Below are 21,524 nucleotides of genomic sequence, written 5' to 3' on the forward strand. Positions count from 1 at the left end.
GACGAGGCTATGGTCGGTAACGCCACGCTTTTTGCGTTGGACCTCGCATGCAACTTCACTGCATGAGGCACTGAATGAGGAGGCAGACTCCAATAATAGCTTTCGCCGCTTTCATGCTCTCTACAGGGATCGCACACGCTCAGTTTCCGTTTTGGCCGCAGGACAGGTTCTGGCCAGGCCACTACGCTCCGTTCAAACACAAGCACTATCACCGGCAGACAAACTCTGGATCTGCGAAGAACGCTCGGCCCGAGGCCCCTCCGAAGGGCCCGCTCCAGATCATCATCTCGATCGCTGACCAACGGGTCTCGCTTTTTGACAACGGGGCACTGATCGCACGCTCGACGGTGTCCACGGGAACTCAGGGGCATCCTACACCCCTGGGCGTATTCAGCGTGATCAGCAAACAACGATGGCACCGCTCAAATATTTATAGCTCTGCCCCCATGCCCTACATGCAGCGCATCACCTGGTCAGGGATTGCGTTGCATGCCGGTGTCGTGCCTGGGCATCCGGCGTCACACGGCTGCATCCGTTTGAAAAATGACTTTGCCATTCGACTCTGGCATCTCACGAAGCGCGGCACGCGCGTGATCATTGCGCACCACGATGTCCAGCCGGTCGAGATAACCAGTCCGCACCTCTTTAAGCCGAAAGCAGTGTCCGGTTCGCCGGAATTTCAGGCTGCTACAGTCGTGGGTAAGAGCGTTAGCACAGCCGCGGCAACGCATGGATCACCGGTGTCCAAGACCGAGACTACAGAAGCCACTAGTCTCCAGGTTCCAAACTCGGCTGCCGCTGAAGGCACACCCAGAAAGATGGCCCCGATCTCCGTCTTCGTGAGTCGTAAGTTGAGCAAGCTCTTCGTGCGTCAGGGCTTCTCGCCGTTGTTTGATGTCGCGGTCAAGATCGAAAATCCGGAGGAGCCCCTTGGAACGCACGTGTTTACCGCAATGGAATTCCAGAGCGAGGGAGCGGCTATTCTCTGGACCGTCGTGTCGATTCCGGACGAATTTCCTCGCATCGAGGATGCCACAAAAGAACGCGAAGCGCCCGTGAAGCAAACCGCCCTATCGGTACCGTCTCCCGATAAAGCCAACGCTGTCCTCAGCCGCATCGAAATACCGCGGGATACCGTTGAGAGGATCTCTAAACTTCTGACGCCGGCCTCTTCATTGATTATTTCCGACGACGGATTTAGCCACGAGACGGGAAAAGACACGGATTTCATCGTTGTAACGCATTGATGCGGCGGCGCAACCCACCGACATACGATGCCGCTGCGCAACCCGCTGGAATTGTTCGACCGCAAATCTGGTGCAAGATTCTTGATCTCCGCACCTAACCCAAAGCAGCGCGGTCCGTTCTGGGTCAATCGCGTCGGTCTGGGCGATGACTGCGGACTTCCGCTCCACCCTCCTAAACAGACGTCGTCAGCGCCTGCTGGCAGCCTCGCAGTTGCCAGCAGCCGCTGTTAGCGTTGGGTCGGAAAATGCTTGTCCCAGTCGCAATTACTTCGGTCGCCCGTCATGCGGACGAAGCAGGCCTCGTGGCCACTTGGCGATTGCAGACAGCCCAAGAAAATTGTCGGGCTCCAGAGCACATTAGTCGGGATTGTTTTGACGGTCGGCTTTGTGAGGGGGCTTTGCCGAAAATATGCATGCTTTCATCCGGAATTTTCCCTCCCTCGGTGGGTCTGCGGAAAGAATGCTTGGCATCGCGTCCTGAGGCTTCGCGTTATCGTGTCACTTCCTGTCGAGCATGAGCTTGATGGCGGTCGCAGCATAGCGATTGCCGTGCTTCGTCAGGTGACCGGCTTCCGCGAGCGTTGCCGCGATTTCGCGGAGTGATCGCTTGCCGCCCTTGGGTCTTGCGCGCGCCAGTTTACGGGCTAACTCGACCGTCTCGGGCGCTCGCTCAGCAATCGATTTGCGGCCCTCACCCGATGCAATCCGATAGAGTTCATGATCGTTGAGCGGTTCGGGGAGGTACGCGCCCTCGCGGTAGACGATTATTCCCCACCGCCACAATTGGTTCGCGGTTCGCCCCGCAAAATCCAGGTGCGGTCGGGAGAAGGATTTTCTAAAAGCGAACATGCCGCGAACGGCAGGCATAGATCGAATGCTTGCTGATGCTTGGCTGTCGCGTGCATCGATTGCGGCATCCTAGCTCGACGAACGGCCGAACCAATCAGTCTAAGCTGGCCCTCTCTCGACCCTGCCAGTGGATCGTGACGTTTGACCAGAGCCTGCTTACGTCATACGCGCCGATCTAGCTGTATCTTAATGTCCGGTCTGGCCTCGACTGCTGACGTGCCGGACGTCTTGCCTTTCTTCGCCTTAGGGCCATCTGCGGACTCATGCACCGCAACAAATCACTCCGGCATTCGATCAGATCGCGAGCTATTTCAGAGCGACAATTCGGATGCCACCTAGCTTGCGTTGTTGAATGAGTTCAACAAATCGAACGTAGGACCTGTGAAATGCATCGTGTCCCGTTGGGGTCCCAGCTTGTCGAGCTTCCTCACAGTCGTTGATACATTGCCAGTCGTACCTGGAGGACTGGTCCCCATTCATCTATTAAATCAGTTGCTGAAAGCACCTTAATGCCGCTGCTCTCGACCGGGCCTACATGCGCGCAGTGTCAGACGGTCAAAAAACTCGCACGATGAGCTGCGGGGATTGGAAAGACTCCGCAGAGGCTGACAAGACCCGTCGCCGCTCCAGCTTCATCGATTCGGCTGCGAGCCTACAATCTACGAGATATCTACACCCCTTTGGCGAAGTCTACTCCTAACGGGAAACTGACAGGATATGGGACTACGCAAGTGCGTTGCCCACATCCCACAGGCGCCACAACAGCAACAAGAGTATTTCAATCTAAGGGCGAAAAGGTTATTTCAATCTAAGGGTGAAAATGCTACTAGTTTCGCTGTCCCTTTGGCCCGCTTCCTCTCCAATGGATGGGGGCCAACTCAAGCTTCAGGATTCATGATGATGGCGAACATGTCTGCGCTCGATCGGTGCAAGCACTTCGGTGTAAGTAATATTCGCGGAATGGCCTATATGCCGGGACCAAGCAATTACACCAAGGAGAAGAAAGCGCAGTATTTCGATTCAGACTTCTACAACGGAGATTTCCAGGCGTTGTGGAGTCCCAAAGGCGACGGCATGGGGCCTGATGCCCGAAGCGATCTTCAGCGCTTCAGCGAAAAACTGGGGGCCAATTTCATCCATTGCTACGACTGGTCGGCCCCGGTGCCGGAAATCGGCCTGCGGAACCATCTGGTCTTCCTTGCGCGCTGCGCCAAACTCGGAATGAAGGCAACGGTCCCGATCAGCAACTATACTTATCTGTGCATGGCCGACACCCCCAACAAAAAGCCGTGGGAAAACCCCGCGACGGCTCATCTGAATATCCAGAAGGTGTTCAAGGAAATCTACAGCCAGGGCCAAGGGCCGGCTCCCGGCGCCGGGATGTGGAAGATCTTCAACGAATACGAATTGTGGTACGACCGCAATCCGGCCCACGTGGTAACCGCCATGACATGGCTCGTCGAGGAGGAAGACAGGCTCAATCTTCCCGATTCAGCGCGGTTGCCGATCATGGTCGATTGCTCGTTCGGTATGAAGGACGGTATCGAAGGTGCGGGGTATGTCAAAGACGTCTGGGACAGGCTGATAGGCCAGCCTCGGATCGGCAGCTACAGCCCGCGCGATTTCTGGAACGCACGCTTCGTCTTCGCGACCAACCCGCAGAATGACGGGCCAGATATCACCCGCTTCCTGTCGACACGCCTGCCGCAATATTGGACGAGCCGGGGCATACCCATTCCGCCGGTCATGTTCACCGAACTCGGCTCGAGTATCGAACAGACCGGCAGCGAACAGCAACAGGCCGAATGGATGGCCCGGCAACTGGCTGCATCGGTGCCGGGAAGCTCGAACGGCATGATGCTCGGCGCTTGCGTGTTCCTAAACGAGCAGCGCCCGTGGGAAGATGGTTGGGAGCGGTCATTCGGCGTCCTGAAATTCGGAGCGAGCACCGAATGGCCGTGGCCGACAAATAGCCCCTATGTCATGCCGACCCACTATCCGGCTTGGAACGAAAAGGGCGAGCCCTATGCGGTTGCGGGCAGCTATCCGGTCGAACAGCAGGTGGCGAAGCTGAACTACTTTGCGGTGATGAAGGCGTGGAAGGGCTGATGCCTTCTGCGGCGAAAGCCGGCTTCACTGTTGATAGCCCGTAGACAGAACAGACAATGAGGGCCGCCCGATGCAATACCCAATCGATAAATACAAGGCTCAAGCCAAGAAGACCTTCCAGACCAGTCCTCTCATCGAGAATTTCTCCACCTGGACGAATTCGTGGCAGATTGGCAACGTATTCGACACGCTGACGGATTACCTCGTGCGCTTCCCCGATGCGGAAAAAGCCCCGGGAGCGATTGCCAAGATCGCGTTGGACCGCTGGACGAAAGCCGCCCGCAGCCTGTGCTGGTACGACGACTATGGCTGGTGGGGAATTGCGAGCGAAAAGGCGTTTCACGCCGAATATAACGGTGTCTTTGGCCCCACCAGGGAAAGCTTCCTGACGATCGCTAGGCAATGTTGGGACGTCATGAACACGGGCAAGACGGGCAAGGCCTACAGCTACAAGGGCGGACCGAACGTCTGGGAAAACCGCGAAAACAGTTCGCCGACCGACTACTTCACGTCCCCAAACACCTGGGCGGTCCCCCGCATCGCAGGCGGCGTCTGGCAATACGACATGTTTAAGGAATACAGGTCGAGTGGGGAGTGCTCGCCTTCCGATTCCAATCCGTCCGATCCGAACAAGACGGATTTGGGCCCGTTCCAACTCACCGTCATGAATGGCCTCTACCTCGTCCTAGCTGCCCGGCTGGGCGCCAATGGCCAGGGCACTGCCGAGGCGGTCAGGAAGGAATTCAATTTCTTAAAGAGCTGGTTCTACCTTGACCAAGAACCGGGTCATGAAGGCCAGGAAGGCCTGCTGATGCATTTCCCTCCCCTGACGCTCGTGCGGGAACGTGTGGGGACCTACGCCTATTGTGACGCCAAAGGCAGCTATCCGCCCGTCCACGGCTACAACGCCGGATCGGCCTGGTGCGGCGATCAGGGCCTAATCCTCGGCGGCCTGCTCGATTACCTCCGTGTCGACCCTACCAATCCGATCGCCCAACCGCAGGCCGTCTCCATCGCAGGCGGCGTGCTGTATCACATGGTCACCGATCACGTGGTGCAACCGACGCTTAATCTCACCAACGACCCGGACGATTACGGGTGCGGATCAGGCGTCTTCTGGCGCTATCTGCTGCACGGCTTCCGCACGAACGCCGCTCTCCGCCAGCAGGTCTTGAGTTGGGTGAATGCGGACCGGGCGAACAATGCGATCTACAGATCCGCCGAATACGCCTGCGCCAACGGCGGTCCCGGCAATGCCCTGTTCGCGGACTTCAACGTTCTCGCGACCCTGACCGCCGCCATCGAGATCCTTCAAGCGGCGGAAGCATAAGGGGCCATCCCACTATAGAATCCGTATTGGAACGTCGGGACCACCGAGCCCTGATGAACATGAGTTCGCAAAATATCCCCGGAAGAACGTCCTTGAGAGGGCGTCAGGTGCCTCGAATGAGCCGGTGATTGTCAATCGGCCTGTAAATTTGGCTCTGACGCAATTTTGGTGCAGCTCCGATTATTCTGCACCGATTAGCCTGGCCTGAAGGAGATCGATTTTCCCGCGACCGTACATCTGCCTTCTCACGAGCTTGAGGCGGGTGATCTGACCTTCAGTCTGTCCGTTGGACCAGGGCGAAGTGATTGCCGCCCGAACCGCCGCTTCATCCTTCGTGACGCCGCTGGCGAAGGAAGTCACGAGACTGGCGCGGGCGCGGTCGATCCACGGCGTGAGCCCTGCTTCGGCTCTGCGCCGGATCATCAAGTGGAATTCGGCGATGATCTCGCGAGCCTCGACCAAGGATGGTACGCCAGCTTCGATTGCCGCGACCGTGACGGTCTCTGCTTTCGTGAGCAGATCTCCGCCGATTGTCATGAGGCGCGCGATCGTTCTGGCCGATGGAATCCGCTGAAGTTTTCGTGCGTCGGGCTTTTCAGCCCTTCGTCTGCGGGTCGCCCACTCGCTGATGACGCGGAGCGAGCCTCTGAAGCCACGCGCCGTTAAACGACGCCAAAGTTCAGCCCCGTTTCGGCAGCCGGACGCCCACTGATCGTCGAGCCACGGCAAGTGTAAGTCCAACGAACTTTGCCGGGTCCGGAAGACATCGTGTCGTTCGCCGCGAATCGCCTGCCGTACCAGCTGCCTGCTGTGACCAGTCTGACGCACGATCTGCTTGATGGGTATGCCATTCTTCGACAGAGCCAGGATAGCCGCATTGGTCTCCTCGCGGCGCAGATAACCCTCATACTGGATCCGCTCTGCGGCTGTTAGCAGCTTGGGATCAATCGTGGTCGCGCCGATCACTGTGCGTATCTGGCGCATCGATTTGCGAACGGCATCGAGGAAGGCCCGACTGGCGTTCTCCATCAGATGCCAACGATCTGCAACCTGTACCGCATGCGGTAAGGCTCTTGCTGTCGCTTCGCCATATCCCCCACCACGGTCACGGGCAACGATCGCGATCGTGGGATGAGCAGCGAGCCAGGCTTGGGCAGTTGCGGGCTCCCGATCCGGGAGCAGGGTGACTACTCGGCGCCGCTCCAGGTTGCAGATGATGCTGGCGTATCTGTGGTTGCGCCGCCAGGCCCAATCATCAATGCCGATAACCCTGAGCGGATCAGCTGGCGGACGGCTACGGCGTCGGACCACGCGAAGGAGCGTATCCTTGCTCACCGGCAGCATTAGCCGTTTTGCGAAGCCTGCTGCCGGTCGACCGCCAAGTGCCAGACCGAGGTGATGGACGATAGAGTCCAGCCTTGCCGTGCGTCGCGCCGACGGTGCCAGCACCCCTTCGGCGAAGCGCTCGGTGAAGATTTGGCGCCCGCATAGGACGGCGCCGCAACGGAAGCGACGAGCAATCACCAGAAGCTGTACGATCCGCCCCGAAAGGGGAAGATCAGTCACACGACGCCGGTATCGGCTATGGACGCGTCGGGAAACCGTTCCGCAAGATGGGCACAGACCAATGCTTCCCGACGCCCGGACCGCAATAACAGCCTTATCACCTTCGTAGTACGCACTCTCTACAACAAATCCACTCGGCACCAGACTGGAGCGCTGGAGTGCCTGCTGCATGGCGCTGATTCTCCCCCAAATCAAAGCGCCAGACATCCCTCGAACTGCATCAAAAGTGAGTCAGAGCCAATTTTGGACGCCGATCCCCCGGCTTAGGGGGTCAATATTGCAGGCCGAATGACATTACAGTCAATTCCGTCCAATCGCTCGCGCCGGCCAGATCAGCCTCGGCGCCACGGCCTTTGTGCTGCGGCCGCCGATAGCCAAAGTCCCCCTCCAGCAGCGCGACAATATCCGTAACGAGCTGCTGGGCCTCACCACCGCTAATGTAGGGCAATTCCGCTAGTAAGACCTGGCCGGGCTCTCCGCCATGCCAGTGATAGCTCTGGCCGGTGTCCGGGTGAACGCCATTGACCACGAGTTGTTGCCCGTCGCACAGGAACTCAATCTTTTCACCTGCACCATTCGGTGCGGTGAGGTTCGCCGTGATCTTCTTGAAGACCTCCTCGGTTCGGAACAATATTGCGCGCTTTGGCGGCTTACCGATCCGGACTAGGACATGCCCGTAACGGTCCTTGATCAGGTCCTCGACCGCCTGGGCCGCGTCCGCGTTGAGGATGTCGATGTCCAGCGACGGCATTCGCCGCGTCAGGCAGCCGGTGTTGGTGGCGTAGGGGTAGAGCTTGCTCCAGATTTCAATATCCCCTGCCGACGTCTGGTCCCGCTTCTGCCAACCCTCGATTATTGGACGCTTGCCAACCAGCGGGAGCGGATCATAGCCGCCACGCAACAAGATCTGACGCACATCTGACGGCGTCATGCGCTGCCCTCTGAACCGTCGCACTGAAATACGCGACACATGAAGTCTTGGAATGCCGCATCTGACCGCATCAACTCGATCCGCCGGTGCAGTCGCTTCCGCAGCTCGTCCAATGTTTCAGAGATGGCGGTCTGCGAGCGCGTTGCGTCCAATGACATTGAGAGAATGCCGGCAAGCGCGGTCGTTAGGGCCGACGCAGTCTCCGCGGTTCTGAAAACGACGACGCCGGAGCCGGCTACCCTTGAGGTCTCTATGACGGCCTTGGTGATGGCCGCCGACATCGCGCTCTCAAACGCCCCGTCGTAGCGCTCGAAGGCTCCCTCGTATTTGCGGTCACGAGGATTGGTCATGGCACGGACTCAACTTCTCTTACGTAGGCGCCGATGAACTCCAGGAATTGTTCCCTCTCTTTGGAGGATGCCCTCCGCCACGCGTCCGTCAATTCGCCGTAGACCGACGTGGTTTGGGTGACGACGGCCGCGTCACTCTGAGCCGCGGCGAGCTGCGGTGCCCATTTGATCTTGGCAGTGGATCCTCTTCGGTCCCGCCTCCGCCTCCCGTCCCTGCCGACCGTCTCCGTCAACTGGGGAATTTCCCCAGTTGATTGTCTCTTTGCGCGGACCGAGGCGACTGTCTTGTGATCGACCTTCACGGCCTCTGCAATCTGCCGGTTCGACTTGTCGGGCGCCAATATCAGGAGTTTGGCGATCAGCTCTTGTTTTTGCTCCGTGGAGAGATGTCGTCGCCGAACGTTCTTAGACATCACGAAGCTGACCGGGTCCCGGCCTCCGACGTTGCGGTACGGAATGTTCTCCCAATCAGGATTTCCATTGCCGGTGACCAGCGTTGCACCAACCATTTCCATCGCGTCGAGCCGATTGCGGCCATCCAGCAGCTGGCCTTCGAACAATGCGACGCCCTCATGCAAGCCGTTCTTTTGAATGTCGTCGCCGAGCTCTCGTAACTCCTGCTCGGACATGAGCGGCAGCAGCTCGGCAGCTGGATGGAGCGGCAGCGCGTCACGCCACGACAGTTTTCCTTTTGTCATACCGGTCCCCTCTCTTGCGCGAGAGATCCGACCGGCGTATTGGAAGGGCGCTGGAAACGCCGATCGTTCTCCGGTCGGAATTTAGAAGCGCCGCCCCATTCTCCGGGGCGGCGTCTTGCTTAGGCAGCCTCTTCGGCCTGCCTATCTCGTTTATTGGCAGCGATGCTCGCGGCTTTCTCTTCTCGCTCGGCAATCCACGCAGTCACAGCTTCGTCCGCGATGCGGATGCCCGTGCGACCGAGAACCATTTCGCGCGGCCCCCACCCCTCGCGCTTTGCTCGTTCGTACGTGGATCTCGAGATGCCGACCGAAGAGCAGAACTCATCAACGGTCCAGGATGCCCGCGGCACAGGATTGCGTCGGTTGTTCTCCTCGCGCGATCGACAAGCCATGATCATTACTCCTCGCATTGCCAGCGAATACCTTCACTAGCCTCGAGGCTGATCATGCGCGCGTCATTCTTCGGCGCAAGAAAAAATGCGCGACAAGAAATCGCTCACCAAAAGAAAGCACCCTCAAAAAACTTCTGTGCCACACGTGTTTATTCGAAGATCTAAGAGAGTGCTCACCTTTTCCTATTCGACTAATTTACGTTGCAAGTCGGCTTGCTGTAGCCGCTCTCTAGCGCATGATCTACTCCACGGCGTTTCAGCACATTCCACGATAAACAGACACCAACTAACGTAGGGTCAGCTCTCACGATGACGCTCGGTAGGCGCAACGAATCTCAGCAACAACAACCCGCCTTTGACGCACCGAGCCCTAGACGGATGCTCAATGAGGCGCGGGTGCTGGCGATCATCCCCATCAGCCGCACGACGCTCTATCGCATGGAGAAGGCAGGTCGGTTTCCGAAATCGACCTATATCAGCCCGAACCGCCGCGTCTGGTATGAGGATCAGATCGTGGCATGGCAGAACGCGGTGAATGAATTCGATCCGCGTCGGGGGCGCGGTCCGGGGCGTCGGCGACGGGGTGCCTAATTTTTGGTGCGGCGGGCATCGCCGAGAGCACCGTGACAGGACATCTCGGCCTCTATTCAGCCCACATGATAATCATCAACGCGGATCTTCATGTTTCGGCAGCAAACTGAACCCAATGCCGGTGACAAGATAAACAGCGTCGGTTTCATCCACGAGCACGTCGCCGATTGTCATGGTTGTATGTTGTAGTCCCTTGCTCTTAAGCAAGTCGGCAGCCTCACCATTCGGCGACCAGTTCTCCGCTCGCATGCGAGACAAAGCATCTTCCTGGCTATCAGCCTCAATATCCTTCAAGTGAATATGAGTGGCCGAGAGGTTATCGGGATCGGGCGAGCCTCCAACGACGCCGCGGAGAAACGATGGCTTCATATACCAGATTTGATATTTCATCGGGCTCACCTAGATATTTGGCCGAAGCATTTATCAAGTCTGCCTTTTCACGATCTCAAACCCCTTTGCCTCCAATTCCAGCAGAATGCCCTGCGCCAAGTGCGTGCACTCTTCGGGCTTGATCCAATGCGGACTTCGCCAATCCGGGTCATCTTCCCTTGGGTAACTGGTGAATGCAGAGCGAATGGCGGCTTCGATCACGTCCATGGGATTGTCTGACATCTGCATCCCTCACGCATTTGACGAAATAGATCAAAATCCCCGCAAAACGAGCCCAGCCGGGGCGTTCGCCCGCAAGCCTTATCCCTTCAGAAGAACCTCACCACCATCAATCGCTTGATCTAGGTCAACGTTTCTGCTCTCGGGCTCAGGCACGTCAACAGCTTTGTAGAAGAGAAGTTAGAGATGAACTGGCTCATCCCCTTGTTCGGCATTGCAATCGCATTGTCTGGTCAAAATGCATTCGCCAAAAACCGGTTGACCGATCCCGTTACGATTGCACGGGAATGCAAAAGCGATGTGGAGCGCTTGTGCAGAGGAATTCGGCCTGGTGGCCATCGCATCATTCGCTGCCTCAAGGCGCAGGTGGCAGAATTGTCGCCCACCTGCTCGGCCGCACTTAAATCAGCGGAATGACGAAGGCCAAGGCGATCTGCGTAAAACGCGCGAGCAAGGCCCCGTCACTGCTATGGCGTCATAAGTGGAGCATACCGATGTGGATACTGATGTACGTCTTCTCTTACTCAGTTAGCCCGGCAGCTACAAACAACAGGGCGGAATGGCGGCTGCTGCCGACCGTGGTGTTCCAAGAGTTCTCGAACGAAGAACGATGCAGGGCGGCTAAATCGGCGCTTGAAGGAAGTTTACGGGATGCCGGAGAGAAGCTTAGAAGTGGCATGGAAGACTTGAAGGCCATCGGCAAAGCTGACCCTGCACAGGTTATCATTGCCTATAATGTCGAATGCCTACCGAAGTAAAGTCGGCGACAACGACCGCGCTGCTGGGGATACACGCTCCAAGGACGGATCACAGGCGGTCATTGCTCGTCGAGCGGCGGCTCGCCAAGCTCTTGGCAGACATTGGCGGTCCCGCTGCTGCATGGTGAACGGTCGTTGTGAACCACGCGCACGATTTGCTGCCGCCCCCCCCCCGGCGGGCGCACCTGCTGCACCCCTACGACCCAGCAACCTGCCGCCACTCCCACTACGCCGCGTTGACCGGCGCACAGACAACGAACTCTAGCGGCTGCAGAACATCTCCCGCAGAGCCTCCTGCGCTCTGCGGGCCGCGCCGGGCTGCACGAATTGATCGCTTACTCGGCGCGGCATGGAGCGCGAAGCGATGGAGTTCGCCTGCGAACTGATCCACCCCAGCAAGGCATTCCACAACATGGTCTGCACTCGGCTGGAGGTCATTTGCCATGAAGACCTCGACACCATTGCCGCGCCGCACGTCGTCCCCTTCGTCGCGACCGCGTTGGCGCAAGTCGAGGGTGCTACAGCAATTCGATCGGCGAAGCTCGGCTGATGGCGGGCGATCCGCATGATGGCGCGCGCGCCGAAGTCCCGCGCGGGCTGCCACTTCGCTGCCGCCATCGGGCTTCGATGCTTGCTTGACCGGGCCAACGATCAACACACACTCGCCGGGAGAACCTGGGCCGCGGTCTCGAACACTTCCGCAAGGAAGGCGCGAGGTTGATCCCGCCACCGACCGCGACGATCCTTACGAGGACGAAGCCTACCGGCTGTGGGCGATCGAGCAGCAGAGCAAGTGAGCTCTGCTGCCGAGAGGCCCGCGTCATTTTCGTCTGCGCCGTATCCGTTTGCTGCTGAGCCGTTTGGCGTTTGCCGCCACCTTTCTTCGATACTGCTCGACAATCTTGTTTCCAGATGCGCCAGCCATCAGGCTTGTACCAGCCTTCGCCGCCGCCAGGACCTTTTCACTCACCATGCGCTGGGCTTCTCGTTGAGCCGCCTTGCCGCCGCGCATCAGCTTCGCGATCCGAAGTCCGATCACGCGATTGCTTTCTAGCCCTAGCATCATCCAGTTCCACATGGTGCGATATTCCCAGTCGTTCGAACGGCGTACCATCAGGGATGCCATCAACGGCCACGTTGTGCGCGATGTTCAATCAAACCTGCGTGGCTGGTCAAGACGGGCGCAATCTGCTCGCTCATTCCCTCCTGAGCCCGCCTCGGCAACACACGTCACCAACGGACTAGCAAGAGTTCCTTCACCTTCATTCACGGATACATCCGAATGGGCGATAGCCGAAGATCACTTGATGCTGAAGAGTGAGACCGCTGCTGCTGGGGGCCAAACGGGGATGTCCGATGGGTGCGGCAGGCTCGCGCTTTGCGCACATGAAGAGAAGTCTCCGCGTTCGGGCGGTCGTTGTCGGCGTTCTGGAGGAGTTGCCGTTTATCTGCCCGGTGGCGGTCGCGATCGGCTCGCTGATCATGATCGGCATCACGCTCTATATGGATTGGTCTCAGTGAGCGGGAAGTGACGAGCGATCTTACCATGGCGGCTTCTGCAACTGACCGATCTCGAATCGCGTCGGTATTCAAATGCAGGTCAGCATTGGTGGCTTGAGCCTCAGTCCGGAAGCTGGGGATATGTCCTCTTGGGTTCTACAAGAACGAGCGAGTAGCTCATTCGAGAGACGACCAGAACACTCACGCCACGGCCATCCCGCCTTCGCTTTTGTGACGCTTTAGCCACGCTTACCGGTGAGGACCTTATCTTGAAACGTAGGAGAGTACGTCATGCCGCCGACCTATCAGTCGCGAAATCATGTTGGCGAACTGAACGAGAGAAAGAATTGCGAGGAATTCCAAAATCATTTCGAAAAGCCTCCGGGTTCGAAATTTCGCTGTTGTAAAACACGCCCCAGCCCGGAGACCGCAAATCTAGAACTGTTAGTTGCGGCGTAAACGCAAAATGGAACAGTTCAACGAAGAAACAATAAATCAGTTGCCTTTCGGCAACAGCATGAGGAGATTGCAGCGTTCTCGAAAACACGCTGTCATTGCCGCGACGTGCGCAGCATCGGCTTCACTGCGCGACGATTGCCGCCGCTCCCGCCGCAGGTATCGCAGGTAAGCCACGCGGCTCTGATCTAGCGGGAAGCCGTCACCTTGCCGCTGGATTACGCCTTCGGCCTCGAGCTTGCCGATGTAGGCCCGGCTGCAATCGAGGTGCAGCGTCATTGGCCCGACGCGCTGACGGTCGCAGCCCTTTGGCGATGAGGGCCATCAACGGTGACGTCTCGGACATCAGCGCCATTCCTGTTGCGTCGCGCCGCTTTTGAAGGATCGTCGATCTTAGCGTCGCCATCATTGTGCCGTCTATCGCTTGAGGAAATGACGGCGTCTCAAGACCAGAATTGGTCCTCCCGCTGCTCATCGCCTTGATACTCGCGGAAGTCGGTCGCCTTTCCGTTCTTCATCTGCCAGACGTGGATCTCCGGAAACGACGCGGACAGCCCGTTTCGTTCTGCGTTCACGGTAACCAAGGCGACAACGAGATCGTCTTCAGCCAGCACATTGTGCACATCCATGCTGAATGCACCTCCCGAAAGCTCCATCGTGCGTTGAAAGAAGCCTCCGACCTGATCGTGACCGGTATAGTCGCCTGATAGGGGACTATGACCGGGAACGTGCCATGTGATGCCGGCGTCGAAAACCGCGAAAACCGAGGGATGTTTCCTACCGCAAAATCTTCGTAGGCCTTGCGGATAATCACCGAATTCAAATCGCCCATTGTTGTCTCCCCTAAAAGGGTTAGCACTCCTACGGGACTAATCGTGGTCACGGTGACGTACAAAGCCCAAATATAGCAACCAATCGGTCGCCTCGAAATGTCTCCTCTTGGGCCCAGGTCATTTTCATACGGAGCGAAAGTTCGTCGCTGTCAGGCCAAGGCGGACGTTCGCCTTCGCCTGCAACTGCAACAACGGATTTTCTCGCAGCAAATATCCACCTCCCGGCGTCGCGCGGTCCCCGCGTTTTCTACACGCCTCACAGGACCCGGACGACCTCGCGCAGCTCCGTTCAATCCGAACGTGGCAGGCGCAATGAGCGGCGACGGCGGAGCTGCGATGAGGCACACAATGGGCTGTAAGCTTGGCGCGCGCGCCGAGATCTTCGCAAGGCGCTCGGGCGCGGCCTCGATCACTTCCGCAGCGAAAGGCGCGAAGCTGATCCCGCCGCCGACAGAGCGGGACGCCTACTAGGCCGAAGCCTATCGGCTGTGGGCGATCAAGCAGCAGGGCAAGTGACCGCGACCTAGTACAACGAGATGTCCGGTGTTGGATGGAAACCGGAAGTAGTCAGCGCAGGGTCAAAACGACGCGAATGACCCCAAGCGGACTTCTGTTGATTTAGATCAACATGAGCGGCGCGAGACTTCGTTTTCTTGCGTCCTTGTGGCGGCAGCCCTCTCCAGATCCCTGTAGATCAGCATCAAGGACAACCTCGATGAGATGTAGATTGATCAGTCTGACGTTTGCTGTCTCGATAATTCCAATCGTTGCGAATGCGCAGGTAACCATTGATATGGGCAAGATCATATGTAGCCAATATCTTGCTATGCCGCAGTCACAGTCAGATAAGTTTTCTGCCTGGATGAGCGGTTGGTTCAGTTATCAGAACAACAGGACCTTTGTGGACCTTGCTTTGCATCAACAAAATATCGCCAACGTAAAGGCATGGTGCCAATACCATCCGGCGGAAAGCGTTATGTATGGCTTGCAACAATCGGTAGGCAAAAATTGACGGCTCGGGACTTTGGAGGATCGCTATGAAATGCAGGGCTCTTGTCGTTTCTGTGATTTTGATAGGCGCGGCATCAGCGCCAGCCGCGGCTCAGATCAAGCTGGACATGAACAAGATCACTTGCGGAAATTGGCTAGGATACGGTTCAGCAGACCGAGATTTCGTAAGGTATTTCATGAGCGGCTACTATAACGCGGCTGCAAATAATAATGTTTTGGACTACGACCGCCTGCAAAAGAATTCCGAAAAAGTTGTCGCCTATTGCAAAAAGCACAAATCCGACACTCTGCCAACCGCCATTCAAAAAAGCGCCAGCTAGGTTGGGGGCCCCGACGGCGGCGTCGCGGCCGGAGCCTTGGCCGGCCACATTGCCACTCCTCGACCGAGAGTTGAACGGGCCACTGGAACTGCGCAACCGCCTCATTGTTGCGCGCATAACCGCGCGTCGCTTCAGTACGTCTCCTTTTGTTGGCTCTTTTCGGACCTGACAGACTTGGCTGATAACGTCCGCTCACGCGGCTGAAGCGGGCATCAAGCCTTCGCAGTTTGCGGTCTGCTTATGGCCAATCGGCGCACACGGAATTTGTGTACCAATTCGCATAAAATAAAGCCGGGAATGCGCGATTGCAAATACGCTTGCGCGGCACGGTCGCGCGGTACCCGCAGGAACTCGCGCCCTCCACAGGACCCTGACGACCGATTGGTCATGGCCCCGGTCCTCTTTGACTGAGCGGGCCCGGAACAGACTTGCTCGAAGAGTGTTGGTCCTGCATCACCGCCCTTTCATTGGCTCTTATCGGTGATGTGAACGCCGGTTGCGCTCCCGCCTTCCTCTTGAATGGAAAGGAGCGCGCCATGAAACGGCGTCGTTTCAAGCAACAATTGTCGCTGCAAGATCGTCTTGCGTCATTCGCCAAGACGGCGCGCGAACTTGCGGCGCTTCTTCCCCCCGGGGCAGAAAAAGACGAGCTGCTCCGCAAAGCGTCCGGGGCCGATACGGCGGACTGGCTGAACGAAAGCTTAGGGTCAGCCGCCCAGCGGCCGCTCAAAGCAACTAGATGAGGGATTATCAAGCGGCTCTTGAAAAGCTTCGGAAAGATGCCGCTGAGGCCGCGCTAATCCGCGATCTTGCCACTGTCCCGGCCAAGCGGGAAATGTTCGATAGGTTGGCCCTGCATCTGACCAGCCTTGCAGATCAGGTTGAGCTTGCGATGATCGAAGCTTCCAACAAGACGGCGAAGCGGGCGTAACGCCCTCAGTGCCTTGGTTCACACGGCAGCGGCTCGCACCGGCAGCGCCACCGTGTCACCATCGCCAGCCGCCGCGCAACGCAAGCGCAGTTCTGTTCTTGGGACAAAAGCGCAAAATCTGCAACTTGATCGAAGTCGCGCGCTCGACCGCGCCAGCATCACGGCGCGGACAGGCGACCGACAGCGGACGGCAACCAACGGAGCATGGATGATGATGGATAAAATCCAACGCGCCATTTTAGAAAATCAAGTCATCCTTGCCGAAGCCCTGTGGATGCTCCTGCATTCGCAAGGTATCAGTTCGGACGCAACGCTTCAGAACGTCTCCGCCCGCATCAAGGCTACCCGGAAGCTGCTCGAAGAACACAGCGAGGAGAACCCTTAGCGCGGCGTCGCCTCATCACCCGTCGAGCGCGGCAGCACGTCACCGCAACGGCGACAGGCGGCCTACGGCACCGCCAAGGCCCGGCAGAAGGCCGTACAGCGCGCCGCCAGCGCCGGGCCATAGGACGGACACCGGGAGGGGCAACAGCGCACAGACCCTCCGTTGATCTAGGTCAACGTCAGCGATCCTTTAGCGCTCATGCCATGTTCAGCCGCACCTGAGGCGGCTCCCGTCACCTTTCAGTGACGCAAGCGCGAAGAGGGAGGTCCAACATGCATCCGGAGAAGCGTCTTTCGATCAAGTCAGCGACTGTTGCCGGGATTGCTGCTAGCGCCCTGTTGGGGCTTGCAGGTGTCTCGCTCAATCCAGCGCCAGCCCAGGCGGTCGTGTACTGCCAGTACGTTGAATATCCAGTGGGTTGCGTTGCCCGGGCAGGCGTCGTGCTGAGGCCTCGTCCGGTGGCGCGCGCTGCGGTCCGTCATAACGCCGGTGGCAATGCAAATGGCGGCGTCAATCGCGTTGGGGCGGGGCGGTAAAGACTTGTTTCGCGGTCACGAGCGAGAAAGAAGCCGTCACCGCTTCGTCCCGGTGGCGGCTTTTTTATCGCCCCCGGCGCGGGCGCAGGCGACCGATAGCCGGCGGCGGCATCACGGCATGAAACACACTTGGTACGTCACTTTTGAAGTGCCGCCGGATGGCACGCTGTTAAGACGGCGACATCCGCGCTTAACCAAGACGTTTGAAACCGAAGCAGAAGCGAAGGATTTTGCGCGAACCAAATTCAACGAGGGATTGGTCGTCACCGCGGGGACCATGATCCCCCACCTGCCGAGAACGTCAATCCCGTCGCCGAAAATTCCAGCGTGGCTTGAAGCTGACCAAGTAAATGAGAGCAGCGGGCCGACCAAAAAGTAATCTTTGACGACGTTGGCACGCTGCCGGGTGCAACTGCGCCTATTTGATCTAGATCAAGCGCCGGCTCTCGACCTCAGGTGCGATGCTCTGGGGCAACAGCAACCGGGAGCCTGACGATGAGTGAACGTTCGGAGCCGAAACAGGTCTGTCGTCGCAACGCACTCACTTTCCTTGGACACGCGGCCGTGTTTGGGCTTATGGCCTCGCCCGCAATTTTGGCGGTGTCAGAGGCGGAAGCTCAGACCACCACGGCGCCCGCCACGCCCACGACGCCGCCCGCGGACGCGCCGATGTCTGGGACAGAGCGCCGTCAGGAGCGGCGAAGCGGGCGAACAGAAAGGCGCCAGGAACGCCGGACCGGACGCACAGAACGGCGTCAAGACCGGCGCACAGGACGCGACGAGCGACGGGACGCGCGCGACGGCACCCCGACCACCACAACCACCACCGAGCAGAAAAAGTAGTCCGTTCATTCGGGCCAACCACGGCAACCGGGCCGCCTCAGCGCAGGCCCGGGAAGGCCGTACAGCGCGCGCGGATCGCAGGGCCACCGCATGGGGCGCGCCGCGATCCTCAGGCCGTTCGAGCGGCTTAAGCTTCCCGAACTCCAACTCGCGCCCAACGGCAGGATGTGAAACTAGGGCCTAATAGGGCCCGGCAGGTTCGGGCGGGCCTTTCGTTAGTGCGACTAAAACCGAAATATGCCTTTAGTTTCAGGTACTTTCACCGCTTTCAACCGGCCGAAAACAGCGCTTGCGGAAAGGACCACACGGTTTTGCCGTACGCACGGCCCGCCATTTCGTCGCAGTTTTTCCAGCCCTGTCGACAGAGCCGGAAACTTACAGACGAGACGAACCTGACAGCGCCGCTCATCCAGCACGAAGTTTTGGGCTCACGGAGAGCAATCCGCCCTGCCCTGAACCTCTCGCGCCCGACGCTGTCGCGTCCACCGCAAGCCCGGCTCGCGACAGTGACGACACAAGATCGCCCCTCTTGGTGAGCCGGGATGGACGACACATACGCCATTTCCGAATTTCGGCAAAGTGGAATATTCTTGCAAGCGCGGCTTGACACCGGCGGAACTCGGAATGCCCCGGTGTTTTGCCCGACGGCCGGGCCCGGCGGCGCGCTCACGAATCCGGCGGCGCGCTTACGAATATCGTCCCGAACGCAACACGCTTCGGAACCCAGGTTGACGTCGCGCCGTTCTTGAGCACTATCTGCGACAATTCGAGCACGCCTCGGACATAAAGGCGCGGCAATCTCAGGGCTTGTCGATCGCCCCCGCCCTGCTTCCCCGGAGTTCCCATGCATTCTGCCGACCGTCCGGCAACGCGCCTCGCGACGCGGCTCGCCTTTCTCGTCGCGGGCTTCGGCATCGCATGCTGGGCGCCGCTGGTGCCGTTCGCAAAGACGCGGCTCGGCGTCGATGACGGCGTTCTTGGATTGCTCCTACTCAGCCTCGGCATCGGCTCGGTCGTCGCGATGCTTCTGACCGGAGTCATGAGCGCGCGCTACGGCAGCAAGCCGATCATCATCGCGGGCGGACTCGGTCTGGCCCTGGCGCTACCCCTGCTGGCGATCGCGAGCTCGCCTGCAACGCTGGCGCTGGCCCTGTTCGCTTTCGGCGCCGCGCTCGGCTCCATCGACGTCGCCATGAACATCCATGCGGTCGAGGTGGAGCGCGACGCGGGCCGCCCGCTGATGTCCGGCTTCCACGCGCTGTTCAGCATCGGCGGCTTCGCGGGATCCGCCTTGATGACTGCGCTGCTCTCGTTGCAACTCGGCGCGCTCGCCTGCACGCTGATCTGCTCTGTGCTGATGCTGGTCGCGATGCTGGCGGCCTGGCCGCGCCTGCTTCGTTCGGTGCAGGTCCAGGACGGACCGCTCTTCGTGCTGCCGCATGGCTCCGTGCTCCTGCTGGCGCTGCTCGCCGCTATCACTTTCCTCGTCGAGGGCGCGATGCTCGATTGGGGCGCGCTGCTCGTCATCGGCGCCGGCCTCGTCTCGGAAGTGCAAGGCGGGATCGGCTACATCGTGTTCTCGATCGCGATGACCGCGGGGCGGCTCGGCGGCGACGCCGTCGTCGCACGCATCGGGGATCGCGCGACATTGTTCTGGGGCAGCATCATTGCGATCGCGGGCTTCGTAGTCCTGCTCAGGGCGCCCGTAGCGGCGGTCGCCATCGGCGGCTTCCTGCTGATCGGCCTCGGTGCATCGAACCTCGTGCCGGTGCTGTTCCGCCGGGCGGCCAGGCAGACCGTGATGCCCACGGGGCTCGCCGTCGCCGCCATCACGACCGCAGGCTACGCGGGCATCCTCATCGGTCCCGCCGGCGTCGGCTTCGTCGCACGGCTTGGCGGATTGCCGACAGCGTTCTGGCTGCTGGCCGCGCTGATGTGTCTCGTCGCGCTGTCGGCGCGCATGGTCACGGCGGAGGGCCGGCAGACGTCGCGCGTGGAGGCCTGAGCGGCCTCACAAATTGCTCAGCCCGATCGACTTGATCACGGGCGCCAGGCTTGTCGTCGTCACGTCGATGATGCGCTGGAATTTGTCGGGACTCGAATCGATGTCGGGCTCGATGCCCTGGGCACGGTAGTTTGCCTGCATCGCCGGATCGGCCATCGCGACCAGCGTCGCCTGTGCGATCCGGTCGATGATCGCATCGTCGGTGTGCCTGGGTGCGAAGATGCCGAACCAGCCCTCATAGCGGAGATCCGGCATGCCGGATTCGACCGCGGTCGGAATCTCCGGCGCGCCGCTCAACCGCTTTTCGCTGGTGACCGCCAGCAGCCTGACCTTCCCGGCCTCGCCCAGTTGCTTCAACTGGTCGGACATGACGCCGATGACGAGCGATATCTGGCCACCGGCGAGGTCGTTGGTCGCCTGCGAAATGCCCCGATACGGCACGTGGACGATGTCCAGCGCGCCGGCCTGCTGCTTGAAGGATTCGCCGACCAGATGGTTGCCAGTGCCGATGCCTGGTGTCCCGTAGGACAGTTTTCCCGGATTATCCCTAGCGTAGGCAATCAGCTCACGCAGATCCGCGGCAGGCACCGACGGATGGACCGCGAAAACCAGCGCGGTGCTGATCAAGCGATAGATGGCGCGAAAATCGTCGACGGAATAGCCGGGATTTTTCGAGGTCAGGGGAATGATGACCTGCGTGCTGCCGTTGCCGAGCAGCAGCGAATAGCCGTCGGGCTCCTCGCGCGCGACCGTCGCAGCCCCGATCGCGCCGCCCGCACCGCCGATATATTCCACGAAGGTCGGCCCAAGCAGCGACGACATCTTGTCCACCCAGGGACGCCCGATCTGGTCCCCCGCTCCGCCGGCTCCGTACGGAAGCACCAGACGAATGGGACGAGACGGATAATCAGCGGTTTGTCCGCTGCGCGGGATCGCCGCCAGCGCCGCTGCGCCCGATAGCGCATGGACGAATCGTCGCCGCGAGAAGGAAGCCATGTTCGAATTCCGGAAGTCGGTGGTCACTGTCGAGGCGGGACCGGCTCCCGAACCATCCAGTCTCAGCAATCTGCTACCGCCGTCAATGCGCCATCCGGGTGAGAGCACCGGTGTCATCGCCTTGTCATGTCACCATAACCCTTTACTTCTTAAGGGTTATTTCGGCGGACCGACCGATCGAAGCCATGCGCGCAGGGCTACCAGCTCTGCCCACTGCTTTCGGCCAGTTTACTGTACGCCTCGTTCTGATAGACCAAAAAGTAATACATTTTGACTCC

Annotated in this window: 28 protein-coding genes and 1 pseudogene; 17 read left to right on the top strand and 12 right to left on the bottom strand. The window is 59.3% G+C overall.

Annotated features, from left to right (window positions below):
• The first annotated feature begins 113 nt into the window (after positions 1-113).
• On the top strand, positions 114-1,247 hold the full coding sequence (locus AB7535_RS24650) for a L,D-transpeptidase (protein WP_245343913.1): 1,134 nt from the start codon (positions 114-116) through the stop codon (positions 1,245-1,247).
• Between the two features lie 498 nt (positions 1,248-1,745).
• On the opposite strand, the gene AB7535_RS24655 is transcribed toward AB7535_RS24650, so the two are convergent.
• Entirely contained in the window at positions 1,746-2,114 is a 369-nt protein-coding gene (locus AB7535_RS24655; RefSeq protein ID WP_144030574.1) for a hypothetical protein, read from the bottom strand.
• A gap of 891 nt (positions 2,115-3,005) precedes the next feature.
• Here AB7535_RS24655 and AB7535_RS24660 point away from each other — a divergent pair.
• Together AB7535_RS24660 and AB7535_RS24665 are read left to right on the top strand one after the other, a co-directional pair.
• On the top strand, positions 3,006-4,205 hold the full coding sequence (locus AB7535_RS24660) for a hypothetical protein (RefSeq protein WP_439037050.1): 1,200 nt from the start codon (positions 3,006-3,008) through the stop codon (positions 4,203-4,205).
• Between the two features lie 70 nt (positions 4,206-4,275).
• Positions 4,276-5,535: a hypothetical protein gene (locus tag AB7535_RS24665; RefSeq protein WP_439037051.1), complete on the top strand. Its 1,260-nt coding sequence runs from the start codon at positions 4,276-4,278 to the stop codon at positions 5,533-5,535.
• A 180-nt stretch (positions 5,536-5,715) separates the two neighbouring features.
• Here the strand turns inward: AB7535_RS24665 and AB7535_RS24670 are convergent, their stop codons facing one another.
• The 5 genes from AB7535_RS24670 to AB7535_RS24690 form a co-directional block, all read right to left on the bottom strand.
• Positions 5,716-7,272, bottom strand: a complete 1,557-nt coding sequence (locus AB7535_RS24670) for an ISL3 family transposase (protein WP_439036634.1) — start codon at positions 7,270-7,272, stop codon at positions 5,716-5,718.
• A 100-nt stretch (positions 7,273-7,372) separates the two neighbouring features.
• A complete protein-coding gene (locus AB7535_RS24675; RefSeq protein ID WP_085402484.1) occupies positions 7,373-8,032 on the bottom strand; it encodes a bifunctional DNA primase/polymerase in 660 nt (219 codons plus the stop codon).
• Complete coding sequence (locus AB7535_RS24680; protein WP_439037052.1) at positions 8,029-8,382, bottom strand: hypothetical protein; 354 nt, start codon at positions 8,380-8,382, stop codon at positions 8,029-8,031. The genes AB7535_RS24675 and AB7535_RS24680 overlap by 4 nt, the downstream gene beginning before the upstream one ends.
• Positions 8,379-9,080, bottom strand: a complete 702-nt coding sequence (locus tag AB7535_RS24685; protein ID WP_085402482.1) for a hypothetical protein — start codon at positions 9,078-9,080, stop codon at positions 8,379-8,381. Before AB7535_RS24685 ends, AB7535_RS24680 begins: the two co-directional genes overlap by 4 nt.
• Before the next feature lie 119 nt (positions 9,081-9,199).
• Positions 9,200-9,472 carry a hypothetical protein gene (locus AB7535_RS24690; protein ID WP_144030799.1) on the bottom strand — a complete coding sequence of 91 codons (273 nt, stop codon included), beginning with the start codon at positions 9,470-9,472 and terminating at the stop codon, positions 9,200-9,202.
• Positions 9,473-9,850: 378 nt separating this feature from the next.
• Between AB7535_RS24690 and AB7535_RS24695 the strand changes: the two genes are divergently transcribed.
• Positions 9,851-10,063, top strand: coding sequence for a helix-turn-helix transcriptional regulator (locus AB7535_RS24695; RefSeq protein ID WP_085402480.1), 213 nt, complete (start codon positions 9,851-9,853; stop codon positions 10,061-10,063).
• 75 nt (positions 10,064-10,138) lie between these two features.
• Here the strand turns inward: AB7535_RS24695 and AB7535_RS24700 are convergent, their stop codons facing one another.
• Complete coding sequence (locus tag AB7535_RS24700) at positions 10,139-10,453, bottom strand: hypothetical protein (protein ID WP_085402479.1); 315 nt, start codon at positions 10,451-10,453, stop codon at positions 10,139-10,141.
• 33 nt (positions 10,454-10,486) lie between these two features.
• Positions 10,487-10,660 carry a hypothetical protein gene (locus AB7535_RS24705; RefSeq protein ID WP_245344168.1) on the bottom strand — a complete coding sequence of 58 codons (174 nt, stop codon included), beginning with the start codon at positions 10,658-10,660 and terminating at the stop codon, positions 10,487-10,489.
• A gap of 198 nt (positions 10,661-10,858) precedes the next feature.
• On the opposite strand from AB7535_RS24705, the gene AB7535_RS24710 reads away from it, so the two are divergent.
• From AB7535_RS24710 to AB7535_RS24720, 3 genes are all read left to right on the top strand, one after another.
• Entirely contained in the window at positions 10,859-11,089 is a 231-nt protein-coding gene (locus AB7535_RS24710; RefSeq protein WP_144030798.1) for a cysteine rich repeat-containing protein, read from the top strand.
• 77 nt (positions 11,090-11,166) lie between these two features.
• Positions 11,167-11,430, top strand: coding sequence for a hypothetical protein (locus AB7535_RS24715; RefSeq protein WP_085402492.1), 264 nt, complete (start codon positions 11,167-11,169; stop codon positions 11,428-11,430).
• Between the two features lie 349 nt (positions 11,431-11,779).
• Entirely contained in the window at positions 11,780-11,980 is a 201-nt protein-coding gene (locus tag AB7535_RS24720) for a hypothetical protein (RefSeq protein WP_085402477.1), read from the top strand.
• A gap of 270 nt (positions 11,981-12,250) precedes the next feature.
• Here the strand turns inward: AB7535_RS24720 and AB7535_RS24725 are convergent, their stop codons facing one another.
• Positions 12,251-12,508, bottom strand: a complete 258-nt coding sequence (locus AB7535_RS24725; RefSeq protein WP_028154361.1) for a hypothetical protein — start codon at positions 12,506-12,508, stop codon at positions 12,251-12,253.
• Positions 12,509-12,786: 278 nt separating this feature from the next.
• Between AB7535_RS24725 and AB7535_RS24730 the strand changes: the two genes are divergently transcribed.
• On the top strand, positions 12,787-12,951 hold the full coding sequence (locus AB7535_RS24730; protein ID WP_196238392.1) for a hypothetical protein: 165 nt from the start codon (positions 12,787-12,789) through the stop codon (positions 12,949-12,951).
• Positions 12,952-13,425: 474 nt separating this feature from the next.
• Here the strand turns inward: AB7535_RS24730 and AB7535_RS24735 are convergent, their stop codons facing one another.
• Complete coding sequence (locus tag AB7535_RS24735) at positions 13,426-13,665, bottom strand: hypothetical protein (protein WP_085402476.1); 240 nt, start codon at positions 13,663-13,665, stop codon at positions 13,426-13,428.
• A gap of 164 nt (positions 13,666-13,829) precedes the next feature.
• Positions 13,830-14,135, bottom strand: a pseudogene (locus tag AB7535_RS24740) (nuclear transport factor 2 family protein); the annotation flags it as partial.
• A 432-nt stretch (positions 14,136-14,567) separates the two neighbouring features.
• Here AB7535_RS24740 and AB7535_RS24745 point away from each other — a divergent pair.
• From AB7535_RS24745 to AB7535_RS24785, 9 genes are all read left to right on the top strand, one after another.
• Positions 14,568-14,690, top strand: a complete 123-nt coding sequence (locus AB7535_RS24745) for a hypothetical protein (RefSeq protein ID WP_283808579.1) — start codon at positions 14,568-14,570, stop codon at positions 14,688-14,690.
• Positions 14,691-14,946: 256 nt separating this feature from the next.
• Positions 14,947-15,231 carry an HdeA/HdeB family chaperone gene (locus AB7535_RS24750; protein WP_224580654.1) on the top strand — a complete coding sequence of 95 codons (285 nt, stop codon included), beginning with the start codon at positions 14,947-14,949 and terminating at the stop codon, positions 15,229-15,231.
• A gap of 25 nt (positions 15,232-15,256) precedes the next feature.
• Positions 15,257-15,550, top strand: a complete 294-nt coding sequence (locus AB7535_RS24755) for an HdeA/HdeB family chaperone (RefSeq protein WP_085402474.1) — start codon at positions 15,257-15,259, stop codon at positions 15,548-15,550.
• A 536-nt stretch (positions 15,551-16,086) separates the two neighbouring features.
• Positions 16,087-16,293 carry a hypothetical protein gene (locus AB7535_RS24760; protein WP_085402491.1) on the top strand — a complete coding sequence of 69 codons (207 nt, stop codon included), beginning with the start codon at positions 16,087-16,089 and terminating at the stop codon, positions 16,291-16,293.
• Positions 16,290-16,481, top strand: coding sequence for a hypothetical protein (locus AB7535_RS24765; protein WP_085402473.1), 192 nt, complete (start codon positions 16,290-16,292; stop codon positions 16,479-16,481). Before AB7535_RS24760 ends, AB7535_RS24765 begins: the two co-directional genes overlap by 4 nt.
• A 52-nt stretch (positions 16,482-16,533) precedes the next feature.
• Complete coding sequence (locus AB7535_RS24770; protein WP_144030797.1) at positions 16,534-16,866, top strand: hypothetical protein; 333 nt, start codon at positions 16,534-16,536, stop codon at positions 16,864-16,866.
• 272 nt (positions 16,867-17,138) lie between these two features.
• Positions 17,139-17,402: a hypothetical protein gene (locus AB7535_RS24775; protein WP_085402472.1), complete on the top strand. Its 264-nt coding sequence runs from the start codon at positions 17,139-17,141 to the stop codon at positions 17,400-17,402.
• The gene (locus AB7535_RS24780; protein WP_349642909.1) at positions 17,368-17,781 is read left to right on the top strand and encodes a hypothetical protein; all 414 of its coding nucleotides are present in this window, start codon (positions 17,368-17,370) and stop codon (positions 17,779-17,781) included. Before AB7535_RS24775 ends, AB7535_RS24780 begins: the two co-directional genes overlap by 35 nt.
• 1,308 nt (positions 17,782-19,089) lie before the next feature.
• Positions 19,090-20,250, top strand: coding sequence for an MFS transporter (locus AB7535_RS24785; protein WP_439037053.1), 1,161 nt, complete (start codon positions 19,090-19,092; stop codon positions 20,248-20,250).
• A gap of 6 nt (positions 20,251-20,256) precedes the next feature.
• Here AB7535_RS24785 and AB7535_RS24790 read toward each other — a convergent pair whose 3' ends face one another.
• Complete coding sequence (locus AB7535_RS24790) at positions 20,257-21,246, bottom strand: Bug family tripartite tricarboxylate transporter substrate binding protein (protein WP_085402470.1); 990 nt, start codon at positions 21,244-21,246, stop codon at positions 20,257-20,259.
• Positions 21,247-21,524 lie beyond the last annotated feature (278 nt).

It is taken from the genome of Bradyrhizobium sp. 956_D2_N1_4 (assembly GCF_052076025.1).
Taxonomy (GTDB): Bacteria; Pseudomonadota; Alphaproteobacteria; order Rhizobiales; family Xanthobacteraceae; genus Bradyrhizobium; species Bradyrhizobium barranii.